Below are 24,598 nucleotides of genomic sequence, written 5' to 3' on the forward strand. Positions count from 1 at the left end.
TACTCTTTACTTCCATGTTCCTATTGAGCTAACCGTGTCATAGTGGTCACTGGTTATGTAAAGAAGACCGTCATCTGAGTAGAGTAATCGTGTGCCCGGCTGATTGCTGCGAGACATTGTATTGTTAATCCCGACATCAGCCTCGTACCATGTGCGTCCGGGGGCGGATGGTAGTACATTGGTGTCATTGTGGAATATGTCTCCTCCCATCTGTCCTCCGGGAACGCTATTATTCAAGGCCTTTCCAGGCTTCCATCCGTTTTGTGCTGCCTGAGACTTCGTAACGTAGTTGTTAGGAAGTTGTCCAGTGGTTCTTAAACTTTCAACCACTCCGTTAGCCGCTTCTGTCGTTTTAAGGTCACGTTTTAGTGCAGCATATTTAGCTGCATTATGTGCTGCATTGTCAGGCGACTCTGGACCATCACATTCTTTACTAGCTAACCCCAACGGATCCACCCACCCCGTAGGGTTAGGCACGTACTGGTAGCTGTTCAACCCACCCGCCAGCTTGATCGGATCTGGCGTTAGATACCGCCCAGTCCCCGGATTGTAGTAGCGATGGCGGTTGTAGTGTAGGCCTGTCTCCGCATCGAAGTACTGACCCTGGAATCGCAACGGGTTATCGATTTCGCTGACGTCTAGCGTCGAAAGGTTCCCGTAGGCGCGGTATTTCGCCGACCACATGATCTCGCCGCTGTAGTCGGTGAGTTCTTGCGGGGTGCCGAGGTGGTCGAGTTGGTAGTAGAACGGCGTGGCTTTCAGCGGGCCTTCGCCATCAAGCATGGCCAACGGGCGGAAGCTGCCGGGTTCGTAGATGTAACTGCGATAGCGGTTGTCGGCGCTTTCGGCGATGAGACGTTCGCCTTGCCACAAGAATTCGGTGCTTTGACCATCGACGGTTTTGGCGATGCGGCGGCCGAAGGCGTCGTACTTGTAGCTTGCGATGCTGCCGTCGGGGAGGCTGACGCCGATCAGGCGATGTTGGCAGTCGTAGCGGTACTCGGTGACGAGTTTCTGGCCGGTACCGCGACGTTCGCGGATCAGGTTGCCGTGGGCGTCGTAGTCGTAGTGGCGGTCGCCCTGCATCAGCAGGCGATTGCCTTTGACATTGGCCAAGTTCGCGCTTGGTTGGTCGCCTTGGCCCAGGAGGTTGCCCGCCGGGTCGTGGGCGAAGCTTTCCGGGGTGGTGCCACGGACGTTGATCAGGCGATCGAGCGGATCATAGTGATAGCGGCGGTTGCCTTTGCGGCTGTCGTCGATGCCCGCGAGGTTGCCGTTGGCATCGTAGGCGTAGCGGCGACGGAACAGGTTGCGGTCTTGCTGGCTGACGGTGTGCGCCTGCAACCGGCCTTGTTCGTCGTACTGGTATTGGCTGAGCAACAACCCTTGTTGGCGCTGCTGTTCGCGGCCGGCGCTGAACTGGTGCGTGGTCAGTCGCGAGCCGTTGAGGTCGATGCTGCTCAGGCGTCCGCCGGGTTGGTGGCGGTAGTCGAGTTTGCTGCCATCAGGCAGGCGGCAGTGGCTCAGTTGGCCGAGGCTGTCGTATTCGTAACGCGTGGTGCCCCAGCCTTGGTGTTCGGTGATGAGGCGATCTTGCAGGTCGTATTCGTAGGCAAGAGGCCAGTGGCCGTCGTCGACGTTGACGAGACGGCCGAGGGCGTCGTAGCTGTAGTGAATTTCCTCGCCATCGGCCAGGGTTTTCACCAGCAGGCGACCAGCGGCGTCGCGTTGGTACTCGGTGATCCGCTCACTGCCGTCTTCACCGAATTCGGTTTTCTTCAGCAATTGGCCGTTGAGGTCGTATTCGTAGGCAGTCCGGCGACCGTCGAAGCCGGTTTCCTGCTGGATCAGGCCGTTCGGGTAGTAATCGAGGTGGTAGTGCTCACCACGTTCGTTTTCGATCTCAGTGAGCAGCAAGCGCGAGTTGTCGTAACGGTAGCGAAGCTGACTGCCGTCCGGGTTGAGGCGACGGCTAACCAGATGCAGGTCATCGGCGTATTCGTAGCGGGTGACGCGACCCAATTCATCACGTTCAGCGGTGACTTTACCGTAGGCGTTGTAGGTGAAGGCGCGGGTTGCACCACCGGGCAGGGTAATTTGTGCGAGGCGGTTGGCGGCGTCCCATTGATATTGGGTGATGGCGCCGGTTTCTTCCTGACGGGTGATCTGTCGGCCCAGTGCGTCGTAACGGTATTTGCGTTGGCCGCCGTCGGGCAGGCGCTCTTCCAGCAACTGGCCGAGGTTGTTCCAACCCAGTTGATGACGGCTACCATCCGGGTGACGGATTTCCAGCAGACGGCCCTGGCGGTCGTAGCTGTAGAGGGTGGCATTACCGTCGGGGTCGATCTGTTGAGTGATGTCGCCCTGATTGTTTCGTTGATACTTCCAGGTGGCTTTGCCGCGGTGCACGTCACTGACGAACCCGTTGCTGTATTCATACGAAACGGGTTCATCTTCCGGAGGAATGACGGCGATCATCAGGCCGTCTTCGTCGTACCGATATTCGGTAACGGCGCCTAGCGGATCTTTTTCTGCAATCAACTGGCCTTTATCGTTGTAGGCCTTCAGGTGTTCAGCGCCATCCGGATCGATCTTGCTGATAAGCCGCGCTTTATCGTCGTGGGTGTAAACCTCTTCGCTGCCATCGGCGTTGGTTACGGTCACGCTGCCTTTATCGTCCCAGGCGTAATGCGCTTCCATCTGCGAGAAGCTCGCCCAGTGATGGACGCAGCGCGACAACTTGCCTTCGTGCTCCCATTTCCAAAAGAAACTCGCGCCACCCGCCAGTTGCCGCTCAAGAATCACGTGTTGATCGTTGTAGCGATAGCGTTCGGCTTCACCGGCAGCGTTCTTCGCTTCAATCAGGCGATGCTGCGCGTCATAGCTGTATGTGACCAGCGTCTGGACGGTGTTCCATGCGTCTTCCAGATTGTCGGCGGGAGTGAACTGCTGGTAGTCGACGGCGATGATGTGCTTGCGGTCATACCGTAAGAGCAGGGCGCGGCCGGCACCATTGTCCAGGCGTTTGATCCTGCCGTGGATGTCACGGGTGATGTTCAGCCGGTTGCCATAGCTGTCGCTGATGGCGATCAGGGTTGCGCCCTTGCTGTCGTAGCGGAAGTGGTAGAAGGATGGACGGCTGCCAGCCTGAGCCAGGACCAGCTCCGACGGGTCGTCACCGATGAAAATCGCTGCTCGTGACAGGCTGTTGGTCATTGCCGGACGCTGTTGGCTTGGAAGTGGAAATGGCGTCGCCCGGTTTTCGTGGTCGGTCCAGATGACTTCGTCGCCATTGATTTCGATTCGGTGCGCCAGCGCATGGCTCCAGCCGTAGCCCAGACCACAATCAATTTCCACTGCGCTGCTTCGATAAAGGCGTGTCCACTCAAACGGCAGCAGGCCATCGAGCTGGCCATCGTTGAGCGTCAATAACTCTTCACCGGTGACCATCGATACAGGGCACTTGTCGGTGCAGGTTTTGGCAGCGGGCTCAGCGCTTTGGTCGGCAGGTGTCTTGGCTTGCCTGGAAGCGTCGTCGGCCGTTTTACCCTTGCCTAGCTTTGCGTTTTTCTTCCCGTCAAAACGAACCTGTGCAATCCCTTTCTTCACCTGAGCCGTCACACCACGAGCCGCCACCGCAGTGTATTTCGCGACGTATTCCATGAAGCCTTTGATGATCTTGAACACCGACTCCACAAAACCGGTGACGGCCTTGATGACGATGTCGCCGTACTTTTTCAATCGCGCGGCGAGGTAGATGACACCGGTCCCCTCGGCCGCAACGGTCAGCACGATCGAAATCACGATGTCGATCGCGATACCGACTACCGCTGCCGTGGTCATTTTTGCGGCGTCACCGGCCATCTTCATCGGCGGCAGACCGGCCAGCCAGATCACGGCACTGCGTACCATCAGGAACAGGGCGGCCTCGTCGCTGGCCAGCAGCATGGCCTTTTTCATGACGTCTGGCGTTTCTTTTGCCAGTGCTATCAGTTTTTGGGTGCCGGCACCGAGGTCTTTCGCAAATTTGCTCGGATCCTGCAGGATATCGAGTACCAGGCTGATGCCGTCCCAAACCCCTTTGATTGCTTCCCAGCCGCCTTCAAGGATGCCGTTGCCAATCGCCGAGGCCGTTCCCAAGGCAGATATGTTCGACCATTGCGGTTTGAAACCGGCCCATTCCTTGCGCAGGAAACCTTCCAGTTGACCCGTCAGGCCTTCATAGGATTTGAACAGGGTATCGATCTGAGCCGGCGTCACTTCGTGGTGAACACGGATCTTGTAGAACTTGCCCGGAGCACCACCCGTCCAGCTGGCTTTGCCCTGGGCGTCGAGTTTGACTTTGCTGACCGCACCGCCTTCCACCGCAACGATTTCAACTTCGATATCACCTAGCGGGATGTCATACACCGATTCGAATTTGCTCTCGATCAGCAGCGGCCCCTTGAGCGGGCACTGGGCAACGTTCGAGGCGAAGTCGCCATCGGTCATGCTCAACGATTTGCTGGTATTGCCGACTTTTATGATGCGCTCCATGCCCAGCAGAGAGGGCAGGTCTGCGGCTCGACTGCCTTTGTCGGCGGCTTGCGCGTACCAGGTTTTGGTCTGTTCTTGATACAGTTTCAAGCTGTCCTTGAACGTGCTCAGGTGGTTGTCAACGTAGGCAACGCGATCCATCAGCCTTGCTCCAGAATCAGGTGGTTTAACAGTGCTTCATTAAGGTTTTTCGGAGCGTCGGACCGGCGCACGAAGCGTGCGATTTTCAGCTTCAGATTGCTCTCGGGGTAAGCGGCGTAGATGTCTGGACGTTCCTCTTCCAGCCATTGCATCAGGTTGCCGATCAGGGGCGACGGGTTTTGTTTCGCCAGGCTGTCGAGCAGCTTCTTAGGCACTTCCCACCACGGCCAGTCTTTCGCCGGTGGCACCGCGCGCGGCCCCACTTCCAGACTTTTCCCATTGATCAAATACCGATTGAACACCGGCAGCACTTCACCGGCGGCATCACCTAGACCTTCCAGAATCGGGTAGATATGCCGCCCATCCCAGAACCTGAAAAACACTTCGGTCCCATCCGGCATGCGCACTTGAGTCAGGCTGCGCAGATGTTCGAACACCACATCTGGCGTGCTGGTTGAAACCGCCAGCCAGCCCCAATCGAGGGCGTCAGTTTCAGCAATCCATGGCAAGAAGCTTGAGTTGGGTTTCAGCTCGATGAGGTAGGGCATTACCGGCTGCCAAGCGGCGTAGGGTGTACCGCCCCAAATCGGGATCGCCTGAGTTGTTGGTTCGTTTTGATAAAGCGACTTGAGCGCTTCCGCATCGCTGGCGGCGCTTACGATCAAGTACAACCGCTCACCCGTCTGCAACGGCCGTTCAGCCAGCCACGCCTGTGGAGTCATCGGATCAGATCGCACAAGCACCTGCCTTGCACTTCTCGCACTCTTCACAGAACGGCGCATTGCGCTGCAGCGGTGCAGCCCCCGTCCCGCTGCCCGGGCTGCCGCCGGCGTTCATGTTGATCGCCGGGCCGCTCAGGGTGACGCCGCTGGCGTCGATCTTGATGAAGCTGCCGCCGGCCTTGAGAGTGAGTTCGCTGCCGGCTTCGAGCACGACTTTCATGCCGCTGCTCAGGTGGATTTCCTGGCCGGCTTTGATGAACTGGCCGGTGCCGACTTTGATGTGCTGGTTGACGCCCACGGTGAGGTGGTCGTTGGCGCGGGTTTCGACTTTGCGGTCTTTGTGGACGGTGTGGTGTTCTTCGGCTTTGAATTCGCTGTAGCTGTTTTGCTCGACGGTGTCGTGGCGTTCGTTGCCGACGCGGATTTTCTGGTCGTGCTCGACGTTTTCGTCCCAGTCGCGCAGGGCGTGCAGGAAGATCTGTTCCTGGCCCTTTTTGTCTTCGATGCGCAGTTCGTTGAAACCGCCGCCGCCCGGAGAGCTCAGGGTTTTGAAGGTGCTGCGGGTCTTGTTCGCCGGCAGGGCGTACGGGACGACGTTTTCCTTGTGGTACAGGCAGCCGCTGATCAGCGGTTGGTCGGGGTCGCCTTCGAGGAAACTGACGGCGGAGGAGACGCGCAGCCAGCCGCTGGTCTTGTCGTCAGCCTGGCCTTCGCGGTCCCGGTGGAATTGCACTTTGACGCGGCCGTATTGGTCGCAGTGGATCTCTTCACCTTTTGGCCCGGTGACCACGGCGCTCTGGCTGCCGAGGATCCGTGGCTTGGGGTGGTTCAGCGGCGGACGGTTCGGCACGTCCCAAGGGGGGGCCTGGAAACGGTTGCGGTAGCCTTGGTGGAAATCGTCTTTGAGGTGGGTGGTGCCGCTGGTGACCGACTCTTCCTGCGCTTGCGGCTGTTTGCCTTCGTGGAGGATTTCGGTCAGTAGCCATAGGTCGTTCCACTTGGCCTTGGGGTGTTGGGTCAGGGCCAGGAAGTGGCCGCTGACCAGCAACGGCTGATCGCTTCTGCCTTCGGCGAGCTGGAAGTCGCTGCGGTGACGCTCGAGGGCGCGTTTGGCCAGGTGCTTGCCGCGTTCGCGGTCGATGAAGCGGCCGGGGTAGTCGTAGTCTTCGAGGTCGGGCAGGGCGTCGCCGCGGTTTTCGCTTTCCAGCGTCAGGCGCGGCTTTTCGAAGTCGTAGTCACGGCGGGTGGTGCGGCTGGTGCGGGTTTCCAGGCGCAGGTCGAAGCGCTTGATCACCGGGTCGTTGGCGACCATGCCGGAGTCTTGCTGGTAGGCCACGGGCGCGAGTTTCGGGAATACCGTCTGGTCATCGCCGAACACCAGCTTGTGGGCCGTGGCGCTGTACTGGAAGTGGTAGTGGATACCTTCTTCCTCGCACAGGCGCTGGATGAACTGCAGGTCCGATTCATCGTATTGAACGCAGTAAATGCGCTCGGGATAAATCGCCCCGACTTTGACTTCGTAGGCATTGCTCTGGATGCCATGTTCTTCGAGGACCATGCCGATGATTTTCGGCACGGTGAGGTTTTGGAAGATGCGTTGGTTGATGCGGTGCGCCAGGTAGGACAGCTGCGGGCGCAGGGGCACGGCGTAGCGGGGCAGGCGTTTGCCGGAATCGCCCTGGGCGGCGCGGTAGATCTGGCCATGAATGCCGCTGCCATCAGGCGAGAGCTGCAAGAAGGCCGGTTTGTGCAATAGCGTTTCGAGGTCCAGGGACGGCTGTTCACTGACCAGCTCCACCTCAAACACAAAAGGCTGGCTGATGGCTTCCCGACCTTGCAGGGCAAGGACCTGGAGATCGTTTTCCAGACCTTCGACAGTCAGGGCAAAGTGAGTCTGATTGGCCGGCGCGAACATCCCTTGTTCCTCGTGCAGTGCTGCGGCGCACGCCGGCACCCAAACGGGTGCTTGCGGACGCGAAAATTCCTGGAAGGCGCAAATGACATCGACCAGCAGAGCTGGCCGATGTTTGGAACCGTCAGCCGCGATTAAGCGACTGGAACACGCCAGTCATCGGAACCCGAAGTACCGGAGACTTCGTGGGTCCAGGTGATTTTGCGGTAGGTGAATTGCACTTCTTCCAGGTGGGTGAAGTGCGAGTTCGACGGATCCTGGCAGTTGTGCATTTTGTTGTTGATGGCGACGATGATCGCGTCTTCCAGTTTGGTGGTGTAGTAGTGTTCTTGGGTGCCTTGAGCCGAAGTGCGGTACCACTGGATAACGATTTCGCTCATGCGCTCGCCGGAGGTCAGCGCCGCTTGCAGCAGTGGCGAAGATTTGTCGTAGACCTTGGTGATCACGACTGGCTTGTGTACACGCTGACCGGTCGGTTGGCCGGACTGTGGGTCACGCGGGATGATCACGTCGTGGCTGAAAGCCTGAACCATGACCTGGTCTTCGTGGCCTTCCTGGTAGGTGTTGCCAACGGAATCGGCGGTGAACGCGCCGGCAGTGATCAGGCCTTGTTTCTCGCCGGTAACCGACATGTACGCTGGTGTAGCCATGGATGTGCTCCTTGCTAAAAGTTAGGGTGCCCGGGAGGCGGTATCGCCCGGTGGGTGCCCGACTGTTATCAAGGAGCGTGCCAGAAATGATTGAAGCCATATAAATCAGGTGGTTGAGGGTATTTATCCAACACCGAAAGGGTTTTCGGCAAGGATCACCCGGAAAAGTGCGCAAGAACTTGCGCAGTAGTGCGCAACTTCTTGCGCACTCGGCTGGAGGGCTTGATCTATCGGGCGTCCAGCCTTGCTGGAGGGCTTTTAGAGCGCGCGACTGCGCAAGAAGTTGCGCATCTGGTGGCCGTAACGCCTAATCGGAAACCTTCAATCCCAATGCGGCAAAACACTCCTCGATCGATCGCCGCTGCGTTTCTGCATACAGCCCCAACTCATCAATCGTCGAACGCCCCAATGCCTTTTCGAATGCCTGTTGGTTCGAATGCACGCCATAGTGAGTTTGCGCCGCGTCCCCCAGGTTCGACTGAAAAATCCCCGCCGCACTCACCGGCAGGAAATCTTCGTACACCAGCGGTTCAACCCGCACATACCCGTTGCGGAGCAAATCCTCCAGCGACGCGCCTTTCAGCTCATCCGCGGCTGGGCCTTTTTCTGTCACGAAGTAGCGAAAGTACGCCAGTTCCTGTTGGCGCATGGCCTCGACGGTGTCAGGAAATTCGCCAAAGTGCTGCGCCATAAGTGCGTTGTAGCGCGACGCATTGGCTTCGTTGGGGAACTCCTTGAGCTCATCCCGGGCGGCATTGAGCAAGCGATCGTAAAGCGCCCGGCCCTTGGGGGTGAGCGCTGCGCCGCGCTGCTCGATTTCACCGAAACGGGCGCTGTGGCTGCCACGGGTTTCGGTTTGATCAGTAAAAGTAATCGGCTCGTCCAGCGCCTTGAAGCTGGTCTGGCGCAGCAGGATCGGGCATTGGCGGCGGGGTGGGCCTTCGATCACCGCTTTGGGAGTAATGCCATGGGCGGGCATTTGTGCCTGGACGATGTCGATGTCCAGGGTGCGTGGCGTCAGGTGGTTGATGTGCGGGCCTTTGAACGCCACCACGTCGGCGATCAGTCGATGCTGGGCGCTGAGCTGCTGGTATTGCGCGGCGGTGACGGTGGCGCTGTGGTGCCAGCGGAAGGTTTCCAGGGCTTGGGTGACGAAGTCCTGCGCCTCGTCTTCGGTCAGGCCGCCCTGGGTTTCGGCGCGTTCGATGAGGGTCAGCGCGGTCGGGGTGAAGATCGAACGCTGGTCCAGCACCGACTGGGCAAAGGCCCGCAGTTCAGTGTCTTCGATCAGTTCCAGGCGCAGCAGCGAGGTGAATACCCGGAACGGGCTGACCTGCAACGCGGCCTCATGCACGGCGCGAAACGCGGTGGAATGCACCGGCACGCCGGCCGGGGTCAGGTCGTAATAGCCCACCGGCTGCATGCCCATCACGGCGAACAGGCGGGCGAGGGTCGCCAGTTCAGCGGCGGTGCCGACGCGGATCGCACCGTGGCGCTCCAGGTCCAGGCGCTGGATTTCACCGGTGCTGTGCAGCTGTCGGGAGATTTGCGGGTCGCTGTCCAGCACGTGGCGGTTGGTCTGCTCCACCAGTTCCATCAGCGCGCCGTATAGCGGCACTTCTTCGCGGTACATGTCGGACATCGCTTTGGAGAAGCGTTGGCGGATCAGGTCAGGGCTGACGAAGTTCGGGTGGCTCATGAAAAAATTCCTGGCGCAGTGACGTAACGGATGCGGGAAAAGATCGCAGCCTTCGGCGGCGCCGACAAACGAAGTTTCTGACGAACTTCATTCTGCCAAGGACTGTTCTTGCCACTCAGGTGGTTCGGTTAACGCAGCACTTGGTCCACCAGTTCGATCCAGTGCCTGACCGGTGTTCGCCCGGCGCTGTTGAGGTGGCTCTGGCAACCGATGTTGGCGGTGGCGATGACTTCGGGGTGGCCGCTTTCCAGGGCGTTGAGTTTGTTGTCGCGCAGTTGCCGGGCCAGTTCCGGTTGGGTGATCGAATACGTGCCCGCCGAGCCGCAACACAAATGACTGTCAGGCACTGCCGTGAGATTGAAGCCCAACCGCGTCAGCACGGCCTCGACCGCGCCGCCGAGTTTTTGCGCGTGCTGCAAGGTGCAGGGGCAGTGGAAGGCGATCCGCCGGTCGGTGGCGGCGCAGACCCGTTCCAACGGTTCATCGGCCAGCACTTGCACCAGGTCCAGGGCCAGTTCGCTGACCCGCCGGGCCTTGGCCGCATAGACCGGGTCGCGCTCCAGCAGATGCCCGTAATCCTTGATGAACGCGCCGCAGCCGCTGGCGGTTTGCACGATGGCTTCGGCGCCGTTTTCCAGGTGTGGCCACCAGGCGTCGATATTGCGTCGGGCGCGGTCCAGGCCCATGGCTTGGGCGTCGAGGTGGTAGTCCAGCGCCCCGCAACAGCCGGCCTCGGGCGCCGGTATCACGCTGATCCCCAGCCGATCCAGCACCCGCGCCGTCGCGGCATTGGTGTTCGGCGACAGACCGGGCTGCACGCAGCCTTCGAGCATCAACACCCGGCGAGCATGCCGAGGGGCAGGGCGCTCGCCCGGGGCGGGGAGGTCGTGGGGCAACTTCGCCTCAATGCCCCGTGGCAGCAACGGCCGGAAGGTGGCGCCGATCTGCAACAGGCTCTTGAACAGGTTCGGGTTCGGCGCCAGTGCCCGCAGCCCCTGACGCAACAGGCGCTGACCGGCCGGGCGCGGCACCGCTTGATCGATCACGGCGCGGCCAATGTCCAGCAGGTTGTGATAGTCCACCCCGGACGGGCAAGTGGTTTCGCAGTTGCGGCACGTCAGGCAGCGATCCAGGTGCAATTGGGCTTGGGCCGTGGCCGGGGCGCCTTCGAGCACTTGCTTGATCAGGTAGATGCGCCCGCGCGGCCCGTCCAGTTCGTCGCCCAGCAGTTGATAGGTCGGGCAGGTGGCGTTGCAAAAACCGCAGTGCACGCAGGTGCGCAGGATCTTGTCCGCTTCTTCGGCGCGGGGCAGTTGTCGGGCCTCTTCGCTGAGATTGGTTTGCATCTTACAGCTCCGCGTACATCTGGCCGGGGTTGAACAACCCTTGCGGGTCGAGTTGCGCCTTGAGTTGCCGGTGATAGCGCAGCAGCGCCGGGGCCAGGGGCTGGAAAGGCGTTTCTGTGACGCCATGGCTGAAGCAGGTGGCGTGGCCACCGAATTCAAGGGCTCGCGACTGAATGTCATCGGCCGCGGATTTCAGCCAGCGTTGCGCGCCACCCCAATCGATCATCTGCTCGCCGGGCAAGTCCAGCGGCCCGAGGTTGTTGGGCAGTGACAAGCGCCACAGCGGCAGACCCTCATTAAAAAAGTCTAGTCGTTGTTCGTTCAGGTCGGACCAATAACCAGAATCCAACGGTTCGCCGCCGAGCCGTTGATGGGCCGCCGTGACCGAGCCTTCACCGCCTTCCAGGCGCAGGTACAAACGCTGGCCATCGTGGCTGGCGGCGCTGATGGGCAGCGGTTGTTGGCCCCATTGCGCCAGATTGGCCAAGGCGCGGGCGCAGTCCAGGTCCAGGCTGATGCTCAGGCATTGCCGGGGTTTGGGCAGTACTTTGAGCGAGACTTCGGTCAGCACGCCGAGGCAGCCATAACTACCGACCATCAGGCGCGACAGGTCGTAGCCGGCGACGTTTTTCATTACTTCGCCGCCAAAGCGCAGGTGGGTACCGAGGCCGCTGATCACCCGCGTGCCAAGGACAAAATCCCGCACCGAGCCGGACCACGGGCGTCGCGGCCCGGACAGCCCCGCCGCGATCATCCCGCCAACAGTGGCGCCTTCGCCGAACGACGGCGGCTCGCAAGGCAGCATTTGTCCCGCCGCATCCAGGGCGGCAAACAGTTCGCTCAACGGCGTGCCGGCGCGAACGCTGATCACCAGTTCCGTCGGGTCGTAGCTGACGATGCCGCGATGGGCGCGGGTATCAAGTATTTCTCCAGCCACTTCACGGCCGAGAAAGGCCTTGGTGTTTGCCCCCTGAATGCGCAGCGGCGTGGCGTTTTCCCGCGCCTGCCTGACCTGCTCGAGCAGGGCGTCACTGGCATCGAAATCCGCCATCAGAAACGCTCCAGCTCAGGGAACGGCAGCTGCCCGGCGTGGATGTGCATTGCGCCGAACTCCGCGCAGCGGTGCAGGGTCGGGATGTTCTTGCCGGGGTTGAGCAGCCCCTGCGGATCGAACGCGGCTTTCACGGCATGAAACAGGGTCAACTCGTCACTGTTGAACTGCGCGCACATCTGATTGATTTTCTCCCGGCCCACGCCGTGCTCGCCGGTGATGCTGCCGCCGACTTTCACACAGAGTTCGAGGATTTTGCCACCGAGGGCTTCGGCCCGCTCCAGTTCGCCGGGCTGGTTGGCGTCGAACAGGATCAGCGGGTGCATGTTGCCGTCGCCGGCGTGGAACACGTTGGCCACGCGCAAGCCGTATTCTTGCGCAAGGTTGGCGATGCCCTGGAGCACGCCGGGCAGTTCGCGGCGGGGGATGGTGCCATCCATGCAGTAGTAATCCGGCGAGAGGCGGCCGATGGCCGGGAAGGCGTTTTTGCGCCCGGCCCAGAACCGCACGCGCTCGGCCTCGTCCCGGGCCTGGCGGACCTCGCTGGCGCCGGCCTGTTGCAGCACCTCGCGGACCCGCTCGCAGTCGTCGTGGACATCGGCTTCGACACCGTCCAGTTCGCAGAGCAGGATCGCTTCGGCGTCCACCGGGTAACCAGCGTGGATGAAATCTTCGGCAGCGCGGATCGCCAGGTTGTCCATCATTTCCAGGCCGCCGGGGATGATTCCGGCGGCGATGATTTCGGCCACCGCGCGGCCGGCCTTTTCCACGGAATCGAAACTGGCCAGCAGGACTTTGGCGACCTGGGGCTTGGGCAGCAGTTTGACCGTGACCTCGGTGATGATCCCCAGCAAACCTTCGGAACCGGTGAACAGCGCCAGCAGGTCGAAGCCCGGCGCGTCCAGCGAGTCGGCGCCAAGGGTCAGGTGTTCGCCTTCAAGGGTCAGCACTTCGAGTTTCAGCAGGTTGTGCACGGTCAGGCCGTACTTGAGGCAATGCACGCCACCTGCGTTTTCCGCGACATTGCCGCCGATGGAACAGGCGATTTGCGAGGACGGGTCCGGCGCGTAATACAAACCGAAGGGCGCTGCTGCCTGGGATATCGCCAGGTTGCGTACCCCCGGCTGGACCCGTGCGGTGCGGGCGGCGGGGTCGATGTGCAAGATGTTGTTGAACCGCACCATCACCAGCAACACGCCTTTGTCCAGCGGCAGCGCACCGCCGGACAACCCGGTGCCGGCCCCGCGCGCCACCACCGGCACGTTCCGGGCATGGCAGAGCTTGAGCAGTGCCTGCACCTGTTCAAGATGCCGGGGCAGGGCCACCAGCATCGGCGTGGTGCGATAGGCCGAGAGACCGTCGCATTCGTAGGGCTTGAGTTCTTCCTCGCGCCAGAGGATGTCCAGGTCCGGCACCTGCTGTTGCAAGGCCTTGAGCAGCACCGCCTTGTCGACATTGGGCAGGGCGCCGTCGATGCGTTCGTCGTAAAGAATGTTCATCCATCGCGCCTCGTATGAATCGCCGAGCATCCCCCGAGTTATCGCCAACCCGTAGCAGCTGCCGAGCCTGCGAGGCTGCTGCTACGAGGCGGTGGGGGTCATGTGATGCGCCCGCAAAAACTCCCGGTACAAGCGTGCTGTTTTGGTCGGCTGCTCAACCATCGGCATGTGGCCGACACCGTCCCAGATTTCCACCCGCAGATCGACGATGCCCTTGCTCCAGACGGGCACGCTGCTGACGTCGATCAAGCGGTCCTTGCGCCCCCAAAGCAGCAGCGCCGGGCATTTGATGTCGGGCAGTTTCGGTTCCATCGGCGGGCTGGCCCGGAAGTCCCTGAAGATTTCTTCCAGCTCGTCGCGCTGCTGTTCATAGCGCTGGGCGACGGCGTCCAGCACGATCCCCGGTACCCATGGTGGCGAAGCCATGGTCATGGCGTAGAAATGCTGGAACTCTTCACGGGAATGAATCAGGAACGGGTTATGGCCTCGAGCCAGGTGGCGCTCCATGTCGCTGGGTTCCGGGGCAGTGACGCCAGCCGGGTCGAGCAGCGCCAGTGAAACGATACGCTCGGGGTAATTGGCCGCCAGCCAGGCCGCGATGTAGCCACCCATGGAATTGCCGATCACGTGCACCTTCTCGACGCCGCAGACATCGAGCAACTGGATCAATCGTTTGGCCTGGACCGGAATGTCGTAGCCACCACCGGCCTTGAAACCGGTTTCGCCATGGCCGGCGAGGTCGGGGATGATCACCCGGTAGTCGTTGACAAAATGCCGGGCGAAGCGCAGCCAGATATTCTTGTCGGCGCTGTAGCCGTGCAGCATCAGTATGTTGCTGGAGGCTTCGTAGGGCCCGCCCTGCCAGGTCGAGACGGTCATTTCGGTGATCGGCACGACAAGCTTGTGCAACCGATACAGCCGGGCCTCCAGCGCCATGTTCAAGTCATAGAGCCAGTAACCGATGGCCGGGTAGCTCAACCAGCTCCAGGCCACGAAAACGGCGATAGTGACAACCAACAAAAGCATCAGGCTATTCCTTTTGCAATGATCAGGACGGAAGGTGGTTGGCGGAGCCTCTCGTGGTTTATCGATCCCTTCCTTCATGTATAGACAAACATTGGGCACTCGCCTCATGGCAATGCCATGTTATTCAGACTGCAAGCCGGAGATGGCTATTTGACGTTGCCCTGATAGACTTCAAACACACTTTCACCCGTGTGTTGTCAGGCTCGGTTCAGTAGTACAGAGGCCTCTATGGAAAAAAAGGGAGGAAAGGGACTTTCATTGGCCAGGAGGCTTTATGGGTCGCGCATCCTGGGTCTGGCCCTTGGACTATTGTGTGTCGGTGCAGGGATGTATCCACTCGATCCCGCGCCCTGGGTCTGGGTGGTGATGCTGTTCAACGGCGTCATCTGGCCGCATGTGGCCTATCAATGGGCGCGTCGGGCGAAAATTCCTTATCAGGCCGAACACCGCAACATTCTGGTGGACGCGTTTCTCGGCGGTTTCTGGGTGGCCGCCATGCAGTTCAATCCGCTGCCCAGCGCAGCTACGCTGTCGATGATGGCGATGCACAACGTGGCCATTGGCGGTTTGCGTTTTCTGTTGATGGGCGCCGTCGCGCAGGTGCTCGGGATAGGCCTCGGGCTGCTGGTGTTCATGCCGGCTTTTGTCCCGCAAACCAGTCCATTTCAGCTATACGCCTGTTTGCCTTTGCTGTCGATTTATCCGCTGTCCCTGGGCTGGGTCTGCTTCCGTCAGGCCGACACCCTTGGCCGACACAAACGCGAACTGTTGGCCCTGAGCCGCACCGACAGCCTGACCGGCCTGCTGAATCACGGTGCGTGGAAAGATCAGCTGGAAATCGAGTTTCAGCGTTGCCAACGTCAGCAACAGGGCGGGGCGATTGCACTGATCGACATCGACCATTTCAAAATCATCAACGACACGTACGGCCATGTCGCAGGGGACATCGTCTTGCGTCAGCTGAGCAAAATGCTCAAGCAGAACCTGCGTGCCGCCGATGTCGCCGGGCGCTATGGCGGCGACGAATTCTGCGTGCTGCTGCCGGACCTGCCACTGGAGCGCGCCGCCGTGGCGATGGATGCGCTGCGTGCTCGTTTCGCCACCTTGGGTTACGAGCAGAACCCGGCGCTGAAAGTCAGCTTGAGCATCGGCCTGGCGGCCTTCAACCCGGCCCACGACGACGCGACCCTGTGGCTCAACGACGCCGACCAGGCGCTTTACGAAGCCAAGACCACCGGCCGTAATCGCGTCATTTGCCATGGCGACGGCAAGCCGCGTAAAGAGTTGCTCGACTCGGTTTGACTGATCACCACAGGCTCCCACATCGGTTCTTCGGTGGATCAGGTGTGTATGTGTCGCATCCGGTGTAGAGCCTTGCGTCGTAGTCAGGTAGGGTCTAAAGACCCCGACACGAAACAAGGATCGATTCATGACGTTCAAACTCCCGCGTTCCTTCCTGGCCACCAGCCTTGGCCTGACCCTCGCCCTCGGCACCTTCACCCCCGCAGCCTTCGCCGAACCCCACAAACAAGTCCTCGCCGATGCTGAACAGTACAAGGCTGAAGCCCTGAAACTGCTGGAGCGGCTGGTGAACATCGACTCCGGCTCCGGCTATGAGCCGGGCCTGACCCAGGTGAGTGACATCGCCATCGACGAGTTGAAAAAGCTCGGTGCCTCCATCGAACTGGTGCCCAACACCCCGGACAAGAGCAACCATGTGCTGGCCACCCTCAAAGGCACTGGCAAGGCGAAAATCCTGCTGATGGCGCACATGGACACCGTGTTCAAGGAAGGCTCCGCCGCCGAGCGCCCGTTCCAGATCAAGGACGGCCGCGCCTATGGGCCAGGTGTGATGGACGACAAGGGCGGCATCGTCGCCGGGATCTACGCGCTGAAAGTCCTCAAGAACCTCGACTTCAAGGATTACGCGCAGATCACTTTCCTGCTCGACGCCAGTGAAGAAACCGGTTCGGAGGTCGCCACCGACCTGATCAAGAAAACCGCCAAGGCCCATGACGTGACGCTCAACCTTGAGCCAGGTCGTCCGGCCGATGGGCTGGTGGTGTGGCGTAAAGGCAGCGCGACTGCCGTGGTCGAGGTCAAAGGCAAGGCTGCCCATGCGGGCGTTGCCCCGGAACTGGGGCGTAACGCTGCCATGGAAGCTGCGCACCAGATTCTGCAACTCGGCAAGCTGGGCGATGCGGAAAAGAAAACCACGATCAACTTCACCGTGCTCAAGGCCGGGGACCGCACCAACGTGATTCCGGATCAGGCCACCGCCAAGGCTGACGTGCGGGCGGCGGTGCCGGAAGAATTCGACCGGATCGAAAAAGACTTGGCGCGGGTTTCCAAGGACAAACTGATTGCCGATACGCAAGTCACCACCAGCCTCAAGCGCGGCTTGCCACCGATGCCGCAAACGGCGGAATCGGATCGTTTGATGGCCATGGCTCAGGGAATTTACGGCGAAATTGGCCGCAAGTTGACGGAAGAAGGTAGCGGCGGGGCGGCGGATGCGAGTTTGTCCGCGGGTGTTGGCACGCCGACGCTGGACGGGTTCGGAATGGTTGGCGGCAATATCCATACGCCTGAGGAATACGCCGAGGTCGAAAGCGTGGCACCGCGGATTTATTTGCTGTCGCGGATGATTATGGAGTTGGCCAAGCCGTAATCGACCAGATTCCAATGCCAGACAGTTAAGGTACGCAAACCTGTGGGGGCGGGCTTGCTCGCGAAGGCGGTGTATCAGACACGATAATGTCGACTGACACTCCGTTTTCGCGAGCAAGCCCGCTCCCACAGGGATTTGCGGTGTTTTATCTTCCGGCGTATTGCCTAGATGATCGGTGTCTCGACAAACACCTCAAGCCCCTCGGCATACGCGGTGAACGCGCTGACTCTCGGGAACTGGGCGGCGTCGACCTGATCCGGCACCACCAGGTTGGTAAAGCTCCAGGCCACCGCCAGGCTAATCCCGTCCTGTGCAATGGAACCGTCGGTCTTCAGCGGCTGTTTTTCCAGCTCCCGCTCCAGCGCCGAATACGCCGCCGCCAATTGCCCTTCGACCCGTTCCACCCAAGGTCCGTACTGAATCTCCGCTGGCCGAAGGTTGCGCTCGTAGTAAAGCTGTACCGATTTTTCACACGCCGCCAGCGCCAGGCCGATCAGTCGCAGCGAGCGCAAGCGTTGATCCGGGTCGTTGGATATCAGGCTTTTACCCGGTGCGGCCAGGGTCTCCAGGTAATCGATGATCAGCGTCGAATCCATCAACACTTCACCATCGTCCAGCACCAGGGTCGGCGCCTTCACCACCGGGTTGATTTGCTGGAACTGCTCGAAGTTCCTGAACACCGAAACCGATTCGTGCTCCAGCGCGATGCCCAGGTATTTAGCGGAAATGGCGACGCGCCGCACGTAGGGCGAATCCAGCATGCCGATCAGTTTCATTGAGCCTCTCCTTAACGGTCCTTGGGGAGGGACAACCTTAGCCGAGGTTCAGCGACCTGCAAACGGCTTCGCGCTAATCCTCAAAGCCTATCGCTCATCCTCGAAGGCTAATCCTCAAAGCCTGCCTGCTCATGAATCTCGTCGACCTTCAATTCCAGTCGATAAGCCACGGCGATGAACAGCGCCTGGCACAGGCACAAAGTCGCACTCAATGAACGGAAGGCAAACGAGCTGCCCTCGTTGACCAGCAGCACGGTGTTGGCGCGCTTGGCCAACGGTGAGAGGTTGCTGTCGGTGATGATCAGGGTTTTCGCCTGATGGTGCTGGGCGATGCGCAGGCAGTGCTGGGTTTCCTTGCCATAGGGCGTGAAGCTGATGGCGATTACCAGATCGTTGGCGCGCACGCTGCGCATCTGCTCGCGGTAACTGCCGCCAAGGCCCGACACCAGATGGATGCGCTTGTTGGTGTGTTGCAGGTTGTAGACCAGGTAATCGGCCACCGCGAACGAGCGGCGTACCCCGACCACGTAAATGTTGTCGGCATTCACCACCAGGTCCACGGCCTTGTCGAAGGCCTGGTCATCGAGTTCCAGCCCCAATCGTTCGATGCCCGACAGGGTGGCGTTGATGCACTCGCGCGCCAGGTCGCCGCCGCTGGCCTTCTGCGATTTGTTGGCGATCATGCTGCGGATGCGTTGCTGGTAGTTCTGCACCGGCGTGGTCTTGTGGGTGTAGGCCTCGCGAAACAGCGCCTGCATCTCGCTGAACCCACTGAACCCGAAGCGCTGGGAAAAGCGCACGATGGCCGACGGGTGCACTTCGCATTCGCGGGCGATGTCGCTGATGCGGTCGACCATGATCCGGTCGCTCTGCTGGCTCATGTAACTGGCGATGCGTTTGAGCTGGCGCGGCAGGCTTTCGTATTCCTCGGTAATCAGCTGCAACAGACGCTCGGCATTGATCGGAGGGCTGGCGAGATCGCTATCGGACGTACTCTCGGTCGTAGCCGGCTGATCGGTGCGGGACATAAGAAATCCTTCTGGCTTGTTCTTATGGAGATGACGGTTCTCGTCACCCCCTGACAATAGGTTGGCTGTGCGCAGTCTACAGGGTAGGCCGGAATAAAATCTTGAGCGTGCAACCGGCCTGGGGCTTGCTGAAACGATGCACGGTGTCTGGAACGCTCGTATTAAAGTTTATTGGAAAAAAAATTCCACGTAAAAAATATATAGAATAAATATTGATTGTTCGGCCCCCGACGTTTTAGTCTGCATCCACCAAGAGTGTTCGGCGCCTTCATCGCCCCGAACGCAGGCTGATAAAAATAACAGGAGCCAGCATGGGCCAGACTCGTTTTGCCAGTGGGCGTCAATTGGATCTGATTTGCCTCGGACGCCTTGGCGTCGATCTCTACGCGCAGCAAGTCGGGGCGCGGCTGGAGGATGTGAGCAGCTTCGCCAAGTACCTGGGCGGCTCGTCCGCCAACATCGCCTTCGGCACCGCTCGGCTGGGTTTGAAGTCAGCGATGCTGAGCCGGGTAGGGGACGACCACATGGGCCGCTTCCTCGTTGAGTCCCTGACCCGCGAGGGCTGCGATGTCAGCGGCATCAAGGTCGATCCGGAACGTCTGACCGCCATGGTCCTGCTGGGCCTCAAGGATCGCGAAACCTTTCCCCTGGTGTTCTACCGCGAAAATTGCGCCGACATGGCGTTGCGCGCCGAAGACATCAGCGAAGCCTTCATCGCCTCCAGCAAAGCGCTGCTGATCACCGGCACCCATTTCTCCACCGACGGCGTCTACAAGGCGAGCATCCAGGCGCTGGACTACGCCGAGAAGCACAGCGTCAAACGGGTGCTGGACATCGACTACCGCCCGGTGCTCTGGGGCCTGGCCGGCAAGGCGGACGGCGAAACCCGCTTCGTCGCCGACCAGAACGTCAGCCAGCATGTGCAGAAAATCCTCCCGCGTTTCGACCTGATCGTCGGCACTGAAGAAGAATTCCTGATCGCCGGCGGCTCCGAGGATTTGCTCACCGCGCTGCGCAATGTCCGGCGCCTGAGCGCGGCGACTTTGGTGGTCAAGCTCGGTCCGCAAGGCTGCACGGTGATTCACGGGGTGATTCCGGCGCGTCTGGAAGACGGCGCGATCTATCCCGGTGTGCGCGTCGAAGTGCTGAATGTGCTGGGCGCCGGCGATGCCTTCATGTCGGGTTTCCTCGGCGGTTGGCTGGAGGACGCCAGCGACGAGCGCTGCTGCCAGTTGGCCAATGCCTGCGGTGGGCTGGTGGTGTCGCGCCATGCCTGTGCCCCGGCGATGCCGACCCGCGCCGAACTCGATTACCTGTTCAACAGCCCGGTGCCGATCACCCGGCCGGATCAGGACGCCATGTTGCAGCGTCTGCATCAGGTCAGCGTGCCGCGCAAACAGTGGAAGCAACTGTTCATCTTTGCCTTCGATCATCGCGGGCAACTGGTGGAGCTGGCCCACAAGGGCGGGCGCGACCTGAGCGCTATCGGCGAACTCAAACAACTCTTCATCAAAGCCGTGGAGCGGGTCGAAGCGGACCTTCGCGAGCAGGGTGTCGACGCCGATGTCGGCTTGCTGGCCGATCAACGTTTCGGTCAGGACTCGCTGAACGCCGCCACCGGTCGCGGCTGGTGGGTGGCACGGCCGGTGGAGGTGCAGGGTTCGCGGCCATTGGCGTTCGAACACGGGCGCTCGATCGGCAGCAACCTGATCGCCTGGCCGCAAGAACAGGTCATCAAATGCCTGGTGCAATTCCATCCCGACGACGAGCCACTGCTGCGTCTGGAGCAGGAAGCGCAGATCAAGGGTTTGTATCAGGCCTCGCAAGTCAGCGGGCATGAATTGCTGCTGGAGATCATCCCGCCCAAGGATCACCCGTCACAGCATCCGGACGTGCTCTATCGCGCCCTCAAACGCCTCTACAACCTGGGCATCTACCCGGCGTGGTGGAAGATCGAAGCGCAGAGCGCCGAGGAGTGGCAACAACTCGACGAGCTGATTCAGGAACGCGACCCGTATTGCCGTGGCGTGGTGCTGCTGGGCCTGAATGCCCCGGCGGCGACCCTGGCCGAAGGCTTTCAACAGGCCAGCCAGAGCCGGACCTGCCGTGGTTTCGCCGTGGGCCGGACGATATTCCAGGAGCCGAGCCGCGCGTGGATGGCCGGTGAAATCGACGATGAAACGCTGATCCGCCAGGTGCAGGGCACGTTCGTCGAACTGATCGATGCCTGGCGCACAGCCCGAGCCTGAACATTCTAGAAAAAACAATAAAAGGTGCAGTCATGCCCGCTATCCGAATTGGCATCAACCCGATCTCCTGGAGCAACGACGACTTGCCGTCCCTCGGTGGCGAGACACCGTTGAGCACGGCCCTCAGCGAAGGCAAGGACATCGGTTACGAAGGCTTCGAACTTAACGGCAAATTTCCCAGGGACGCCAAGGGTGTCGGCGATGTGCTGCGCCCGTATGACCTGGCGCTGGTGTCCGGCTGGTATTCCAGCCGTCTGGCCCGCCGTTCCGTGGCCGAGGAAATCGACGCCATCGGCAGCCATGTCGAGCTGCTGGCGAAGAACGGCGCCAAGGTGCTGGTCTATGGCGAAGTCGCCGACTCCATTCAAGGCCAGCGCATTCCCCTGGTCGAACGCCCGCGTTTCCACACAGAACAAGCCTGGCAAGAGTACGCCGACAAACTCACCGAACTGGCGCGTTTCACCCTGTCCCAGGGCGTGCGTCTGGCCTATCACCACCACATGGGCGCCTACGTCGAATCCCCGGCCGACATCGACAAACTGATGGCATTGACCGGCAGCGAAGTCGGCCTGCTGTTCGATTCGGGCCACTGCTACATGGGCGGCGGCGAACCGCTGCAGGTGTTGCGCAAACACATCGAACGCATCTGCCACGTGCATTTCAAGGACGTGCGCAAACCGGTGGTGCAACTGGCGCGCAACAACCTGTGGAGCTTCCCGGACTGCATCATCAACGGCACCTTCACCGTGCCCGGCGATGGCGACATCGACTTCGGCGCCTTGCTCGACGTGCTGCTGGGCGTCGATTACCACGGCTGGCTGGTGGTCGAGGCCGAACAGGATCCAGCGGTGGCACCGAGTTACGTCTACGCCAAAAAAGGTTATGACACCTTGCGTGCGTTGCTTGACGAGAGGATGACGCGATGAGCCTGCTGGTCAAAAGTAATGCCCGCGGCCGGACCATGGTCGAGTTGGGGCAGGGCACGCTGGAATACGTCGGCTTCGCCGCTTATCGGCTGAGCCTCGGCGAAGCCCTGCCGGTCAGCGCGGGCGACAAAGAACTGTGCCTGGTGCTGCTCAGCGGTCGGGTCGGCATCAAGGGCGAAGCGCCGGGGCAGGGCGCGTTCGACTGGGACAACATCGGTGATCGCCAATCGGTGTTCGAAGACAAATCGCCGTTCGCGGTGTATTTGCCGCCCGGCAGCCAGGCCCAGGTGGTGGCGTTGAGCGATGTGCAAATTGCTGTTTGCGCGGCGCCCGGTTCGACTACCGGAAACCTTGGCCCACGGCTGATCAAACCCGACAGCATGAAACGCAGCGTGCGCGGCAAGGGTGCCAACACCCGTTATGTCTGCGACGTCCTGCCGGACACCGAACCGGCCCATTCGCTGCTGGTGGTGGAAGTACGCACGCCGTCCGGGCACTCATCGAGCTACCCGCCGCACAAGCACGACACCGACGATCTGCCGCACCAGAGCTTTCTCGAAGAAACCTATTACCACCAGATCAACCCGCCCCAGGGCTTCGTGTTCCAGCGGGTCTACACCGACGATCGCAGCATCGATCAGGCCATGGCCGTGGAAAACAATGATCTGGTGGTCGTGCCCAAGGGCTATCACCCGGTCAGCGTGCCCTACGGCTACGAGTCGTACTACCTGAACGTGATGGCCGGCCCGAAACGTGTCTGGCAGTTCCATAACGATCCGCAGCACAGCTGGCTGCTGGATCTCTGAATTACAACGCCTGAATTTAAACATTCGAACGGAGAACAAGAACAATGAGCGACGCCCCGGTCATAGGCCATTACATCGACGGTCAGGTGCAGGACAGCGGTAGCGAGCGGTTCAGCAATGTCTTCAATCCGGCCACCTGCGGCGTTCAGGCGCGGGTTGGGCTGGCCAGCCAGAAGACCGTGGACGCCGCCGTCGCTTCGGCCCTGAAGGCGTTCCCGGCGTGGTCCGAGCAGTCGTCCCTGCGCCGTTCGCGGGTGATGTTCAAGTTCAAGGAATTGCTCGACCGTCATCACAACGAACTGGCCGAAATCATCAGCCGCGAACACGGCAAAGTGCTGTCCGACGCCAAGGGCGAAGTGACCCGTGGCATCGAAATCGTCGAATACGCCTGTGGCGCGCCGAACCTGCTGAAAACCGATTTCAGCGACAACATCGGCGGTGGCATCGACAATTGGAACCTGCGCCAGCCACTGGGCGTCTGCGCCGGGGTTACACCGTTCAACTTTCCGGTGATGGTGCCGTTGTGGATGATCCCGCTGGCGTTGGTCACCGGTAACTGCTTCATCCTCAAGCCGTCCGAGCGCGATCCATCCGCCAGTTTGCTGATGGCCCGTTTGCTCACCGAAGCCGGGTTGCCGGACGGTGTGTTCAACGTGGTCCAGGGCGACAAGGCGGCGGTTGACGCCTTGCTGCAACACCCGGACATCGAGGCGATTTCCTTTGTCGGCTCGACGCCGATTGCCGAGTACATTCACCAGCAAGCGACCTCGCGCGGCAAGCGTGTGCAGGCACTGGGCGGTGCGAAGAACCACATGATCGTCATGCCCGATGCCGATCTGGATCAAGCGGCGGATGCGTTGATCGGCGCAGCGTATGGCTCGGCTGGCGAGCGCTGCATGGCGATTTCGATTGCCGTGGCCGTCGGTGATGTCGGCGACCAGTTGATTGCCAAACTGCTGCCGCGCATCGATCAACTGAAGGTCGGCGACGGCCTGCAGGGCGACAGCGACATGGGGCCGCTGGTGACCGCCGAACACAAGGCCAAGGTCGAGGGTTTTATCGGCGAAGGCGTGGCCCAGGGTGCGCAACTGATTGTCGACGGACGCAACTTCAAGGTGCCGGGCGCCGAGAACGGCTTCTTCGTCGGCGCGACGTTGTTCGACAAGGTCACGACCGAGATGAGCATCTACCGGCAAGAGATTTTCGGCCCGGTGCTGGGCATCCTGCGGGTGCCGGATTTCGCCAGTGCCGTGGCACTGATCAACGCCCATGAATTCGGCAACGGCGTGTCCTGCTTCACCAGTGATGGCGGCATCGCTCGCTCGTTTGCCCGCAGCATCAAGGTCGGCATGGTCGGCATCAACGTACCGATTCCGGTGCCCATGGCCTGGCATTCCTTCGGCGGCTGGAAGCGCTCGCTGTTCGGTGATCACCACGCGTATGGCGAAGAAGGCATTCGCTTCTACAGCCGCTACAAAAGCGTGATGCAGCGCTGGCCCGACAGCATCGCCAAGGGCCCTGAATTCAGCATGCCGACCGCCAAATAATTCACTGATACGG

Annotated in this window: 17 protein-coding genes; 6 read left to right on the forward strand and 11 right to left on the reverse strand. The window is 60.7% G+C overall.

Annotated elements, in window-relative coordinates; all coding sequences use genetic code 11:
* Positions 1-6: 6 nt before the first annotated feature.
* The 9 genes from HCU66_RS07150 to HCU66_RS07190 all read right to left on the reverse strand — a co-directional run bounded on the left by HCU66_RS07150 (position 7) and on the right by HCU66_RS07190 (position 14,582).
* On the reverse strand, positions 7-4,677 hold the full coding sequence (locus HCU66_RS07150; RefSeq protein ID WP_205887814.1) for an RHS repeat-associated core domain-containing protein: 4,671 nt from the start codon (positions 4,675-4,677) through the stop codon (positions 7-9).
* Positions 4,677-5,399, reverse strand: coding sequence for a DUF4123 domain-containing protein (locus HCU66_RS07155; protein ID WP_241015390.1), 723 nt, complete (start codon positions 5,397-5,399; stop codon positions 4,677-4,679). The genes HCU66_RS07150 and HCU66_RS07155 overlap by 1 nt, the downstream gene beginning before the upstream one ends.
* Positions 5,400-5,403: 4 nt before the next feature.
* Positions 5,404-7,314 carry a type VI secretion system Vgr family protein gene (locus tag HCU66_RS07160; RefSeq protein ID WP_205887816.1) on the reverse strand — a complete coding sequence of 637 codons (1,911 nt, stop codon included), beginning with the start codon at positions 7,312-7,314 and terminating at the stop codon, positions 5,404-5,406.
* A gap of 131 nt (positions 7,315-7,445) precedes the next feature.
* Positions 7,446-7,961, reverse strand: a complete 516-nt coding sequence (locus HCU66_RS07165; RefSeq protein ID WP_007900657.1) for an Hcp family type VI secretion system effector — start codon at positions 7,959-7,961, stop codon at positions 7,446-7,448.
* A 307-nt stretch (positions 7,962-8,268) separates the two neighbouring features.
* Positions 8,269-9,660 carry a 2-oxoadipate dioxygenase/decarboxylase HglS gene (hglS, locus tag HCU66_RS07170; RefSeq protein WP_205887817.1) on the reverse strand — a complete coding sequence of 464 codons (1,392 nt, stop codon included), beginning with the start codon at positions 9,658-9,660 and terminating at the stop codon, positions 8,269-8,271.
* 128 nt (positions 9,661-9,788) lie between these two features.
* Positions 9,789-11,006: a glycolate oxidase subunit GlcF gene (gene glcF / locus HCU66_RS07175; protein WP_205887818.1), complete on the reverse strand. Its 1,218-nt coding sequence runs from the start codon at positions 11,004-11,006 to the stop codon at positions 9,789-9,791.
* A gap of 1 nt (position 11,007) precedes the next feature.
* Entirely contained in the window at positions 11,008-12,057 is a 1,050-nt protein-coding gene (gene glcE, locus HCU66_RS07180) for a glycolate oxidase subunit GlcE (protein WP_205887819.1), read from the reverse strand.
* A complete protein-coding gene (gene glcD, locus HCU66_RS07185; protein ID WP_205887820.1) occupies positions 12,057-13,556 on the reverse strand; it encodes a glycolate oxidase subunit GlcD in 1,500 nt (499 codons plus the stop codon). The genes glcE and glcD overlap by 1 nt, the downstream gene beginning before the upstream one ends.
* 81 nt (positions 13,557-13,637) lie before the next feature.
* Positions 13,638-14,582, reverse strand: coding sequence for an alpha/beta fold hydrolase (locus HCU66_RS07190; protein ID WP_205887821.1), 945 nt, complete (start codon positions 14,580-14,582; stop codon positions 13,638-13,640).
* Between the two features lie 228 nt (positions 14,583-14,810).
* Between HCU66_RS07190 and HCU66_RS07195 the strand changes: the two genes are divergently transcribed.
* Positions 14,811-15,884 (forward strand): diguanylate cyclase, encoded by a 1,074-nt coding sequence (locus HCU66_RS07195; RefSeq protein WP_205887822.1) that lies wholly within the window; start codon positions 14,811-14,813, stop codon positions 15,882-15,884.
* Between the two features lie 127 nt (positions 15,885-16,011).
* Positions 16,012-17,253 (forward strand): M20/M25/M40 family metallo-hydrolase, encoded by a 1,242-nt coding sequence (locus HCU66_RS07200; protein WP_205887823.1) that lies wholly within the window; start codon positions 16,012-16,014, stop codon positions 17,251-17,253.
* Between the two features lie 164 nt (positions 17,254-17,417).
* On the opposite strand, the gene HCU66_RS07205 is transcribed toward HCU66_RS07200, so the two are convergent.
* Positions 17,418-18,029 carry a glutathione S-transferase gene (locus tag HCU66_RS07205; protein ID WP_205887824.1) on the reverse strand — a complete coding sequence of 204 codons (612 nt, stop codon included), beginning with the start codon at positions 18,027-18,029 and terminating at the stop codon, positions 17,418-17,420.
* A 107-nt stretch (positions 18,030-18,136) separates the two neighbouring features.
* Complete coding sequence (locus HCU66_RS07210) at positions 18,137-19,057, reverse strand: MurR/RpiR family transcriptional regulator (protein WP_205887825.1); 921 nt, start codon at positions 19,055-19,057, stop codon at positions 18,137-18,139.
* A 311-nt stretch (positions 19,058-19,368) separates the two neighbouring features.
* Here HCU66_RS07210 and HCU66_RS07215 point away from each other — a divergent pair, with 311 nt between their 5' ends.
* The 4 genes from HCU66_RS07215 to HCU66_RS07230 are packed head-to-tail and all read left to right on the forward strand — an operon-like array spanning position 19,369 to position 24,585.
* Positions 19,369-21,306, forward strand: a complete 1,938-nt coding sequence (locus tag HCU66_RS07215; RefSeq protein WP_205887826.1) for a bifunctional 5-dehydro-2-deoxygluconokinase/5-dehydro-2-deoxyphosphogluconate aldolase — start codon at positions 19,369-19,371, stop codon at positions 21,304-21,306.
* A 32-nt stretch (positions 21,307-21,338) separates the two neighbouring features.
* Entirely contained in the window at positions 21,339-22,232 is an 894-nt protein-coding gene (gene iolE, locus HCU66_RS07220; protein WP_205887827.1) for a myo-inosose-2 dehydratase, read from the forward strand.
* Positions 22,229-23,038, forward strand: a complete 810-nt coding sequence (gene iolB / locus HCU66_RS07225; RefSeq protein WP_205887828.1) for a 5-deoxy-glucuronate isomerase — start codon at positions 22,229-22,231, stop codon at positions 23,036-23,038. The genes iolE and iolB overlap by 4 nt, the downstream gene beginning before the upstream one ends.
* A 44-nt stretch (positions 23,039-23,082) precedes the next feature.
* Positions 23,083-24,585: a CoA-acylating methylmalonate-semialdehyde dehydrogenase gene (locus HCU66_RS07230; protein ID WP_205887829.1), complete on the forward strand. Its 1,503-nt coding sequence runs from the start codon at positions 23,083-23,085 to the stop codon at positions 24,583-24,585.
* Positions 24,586-24,598 lie beyond the last annotated feature (13 nt).

The sequence above is a fragment of the Pseudomonas frederiksbergensis genome (assembly GCF_017114915.1).
Lineage (GTDB): Bacteria > Pseudomonadota > Gammaproteobacteria > Pseudomonadales > Pseudomonadaceae > Aquipseudomonas > Aquipseudomonas frederiksbergensis_I.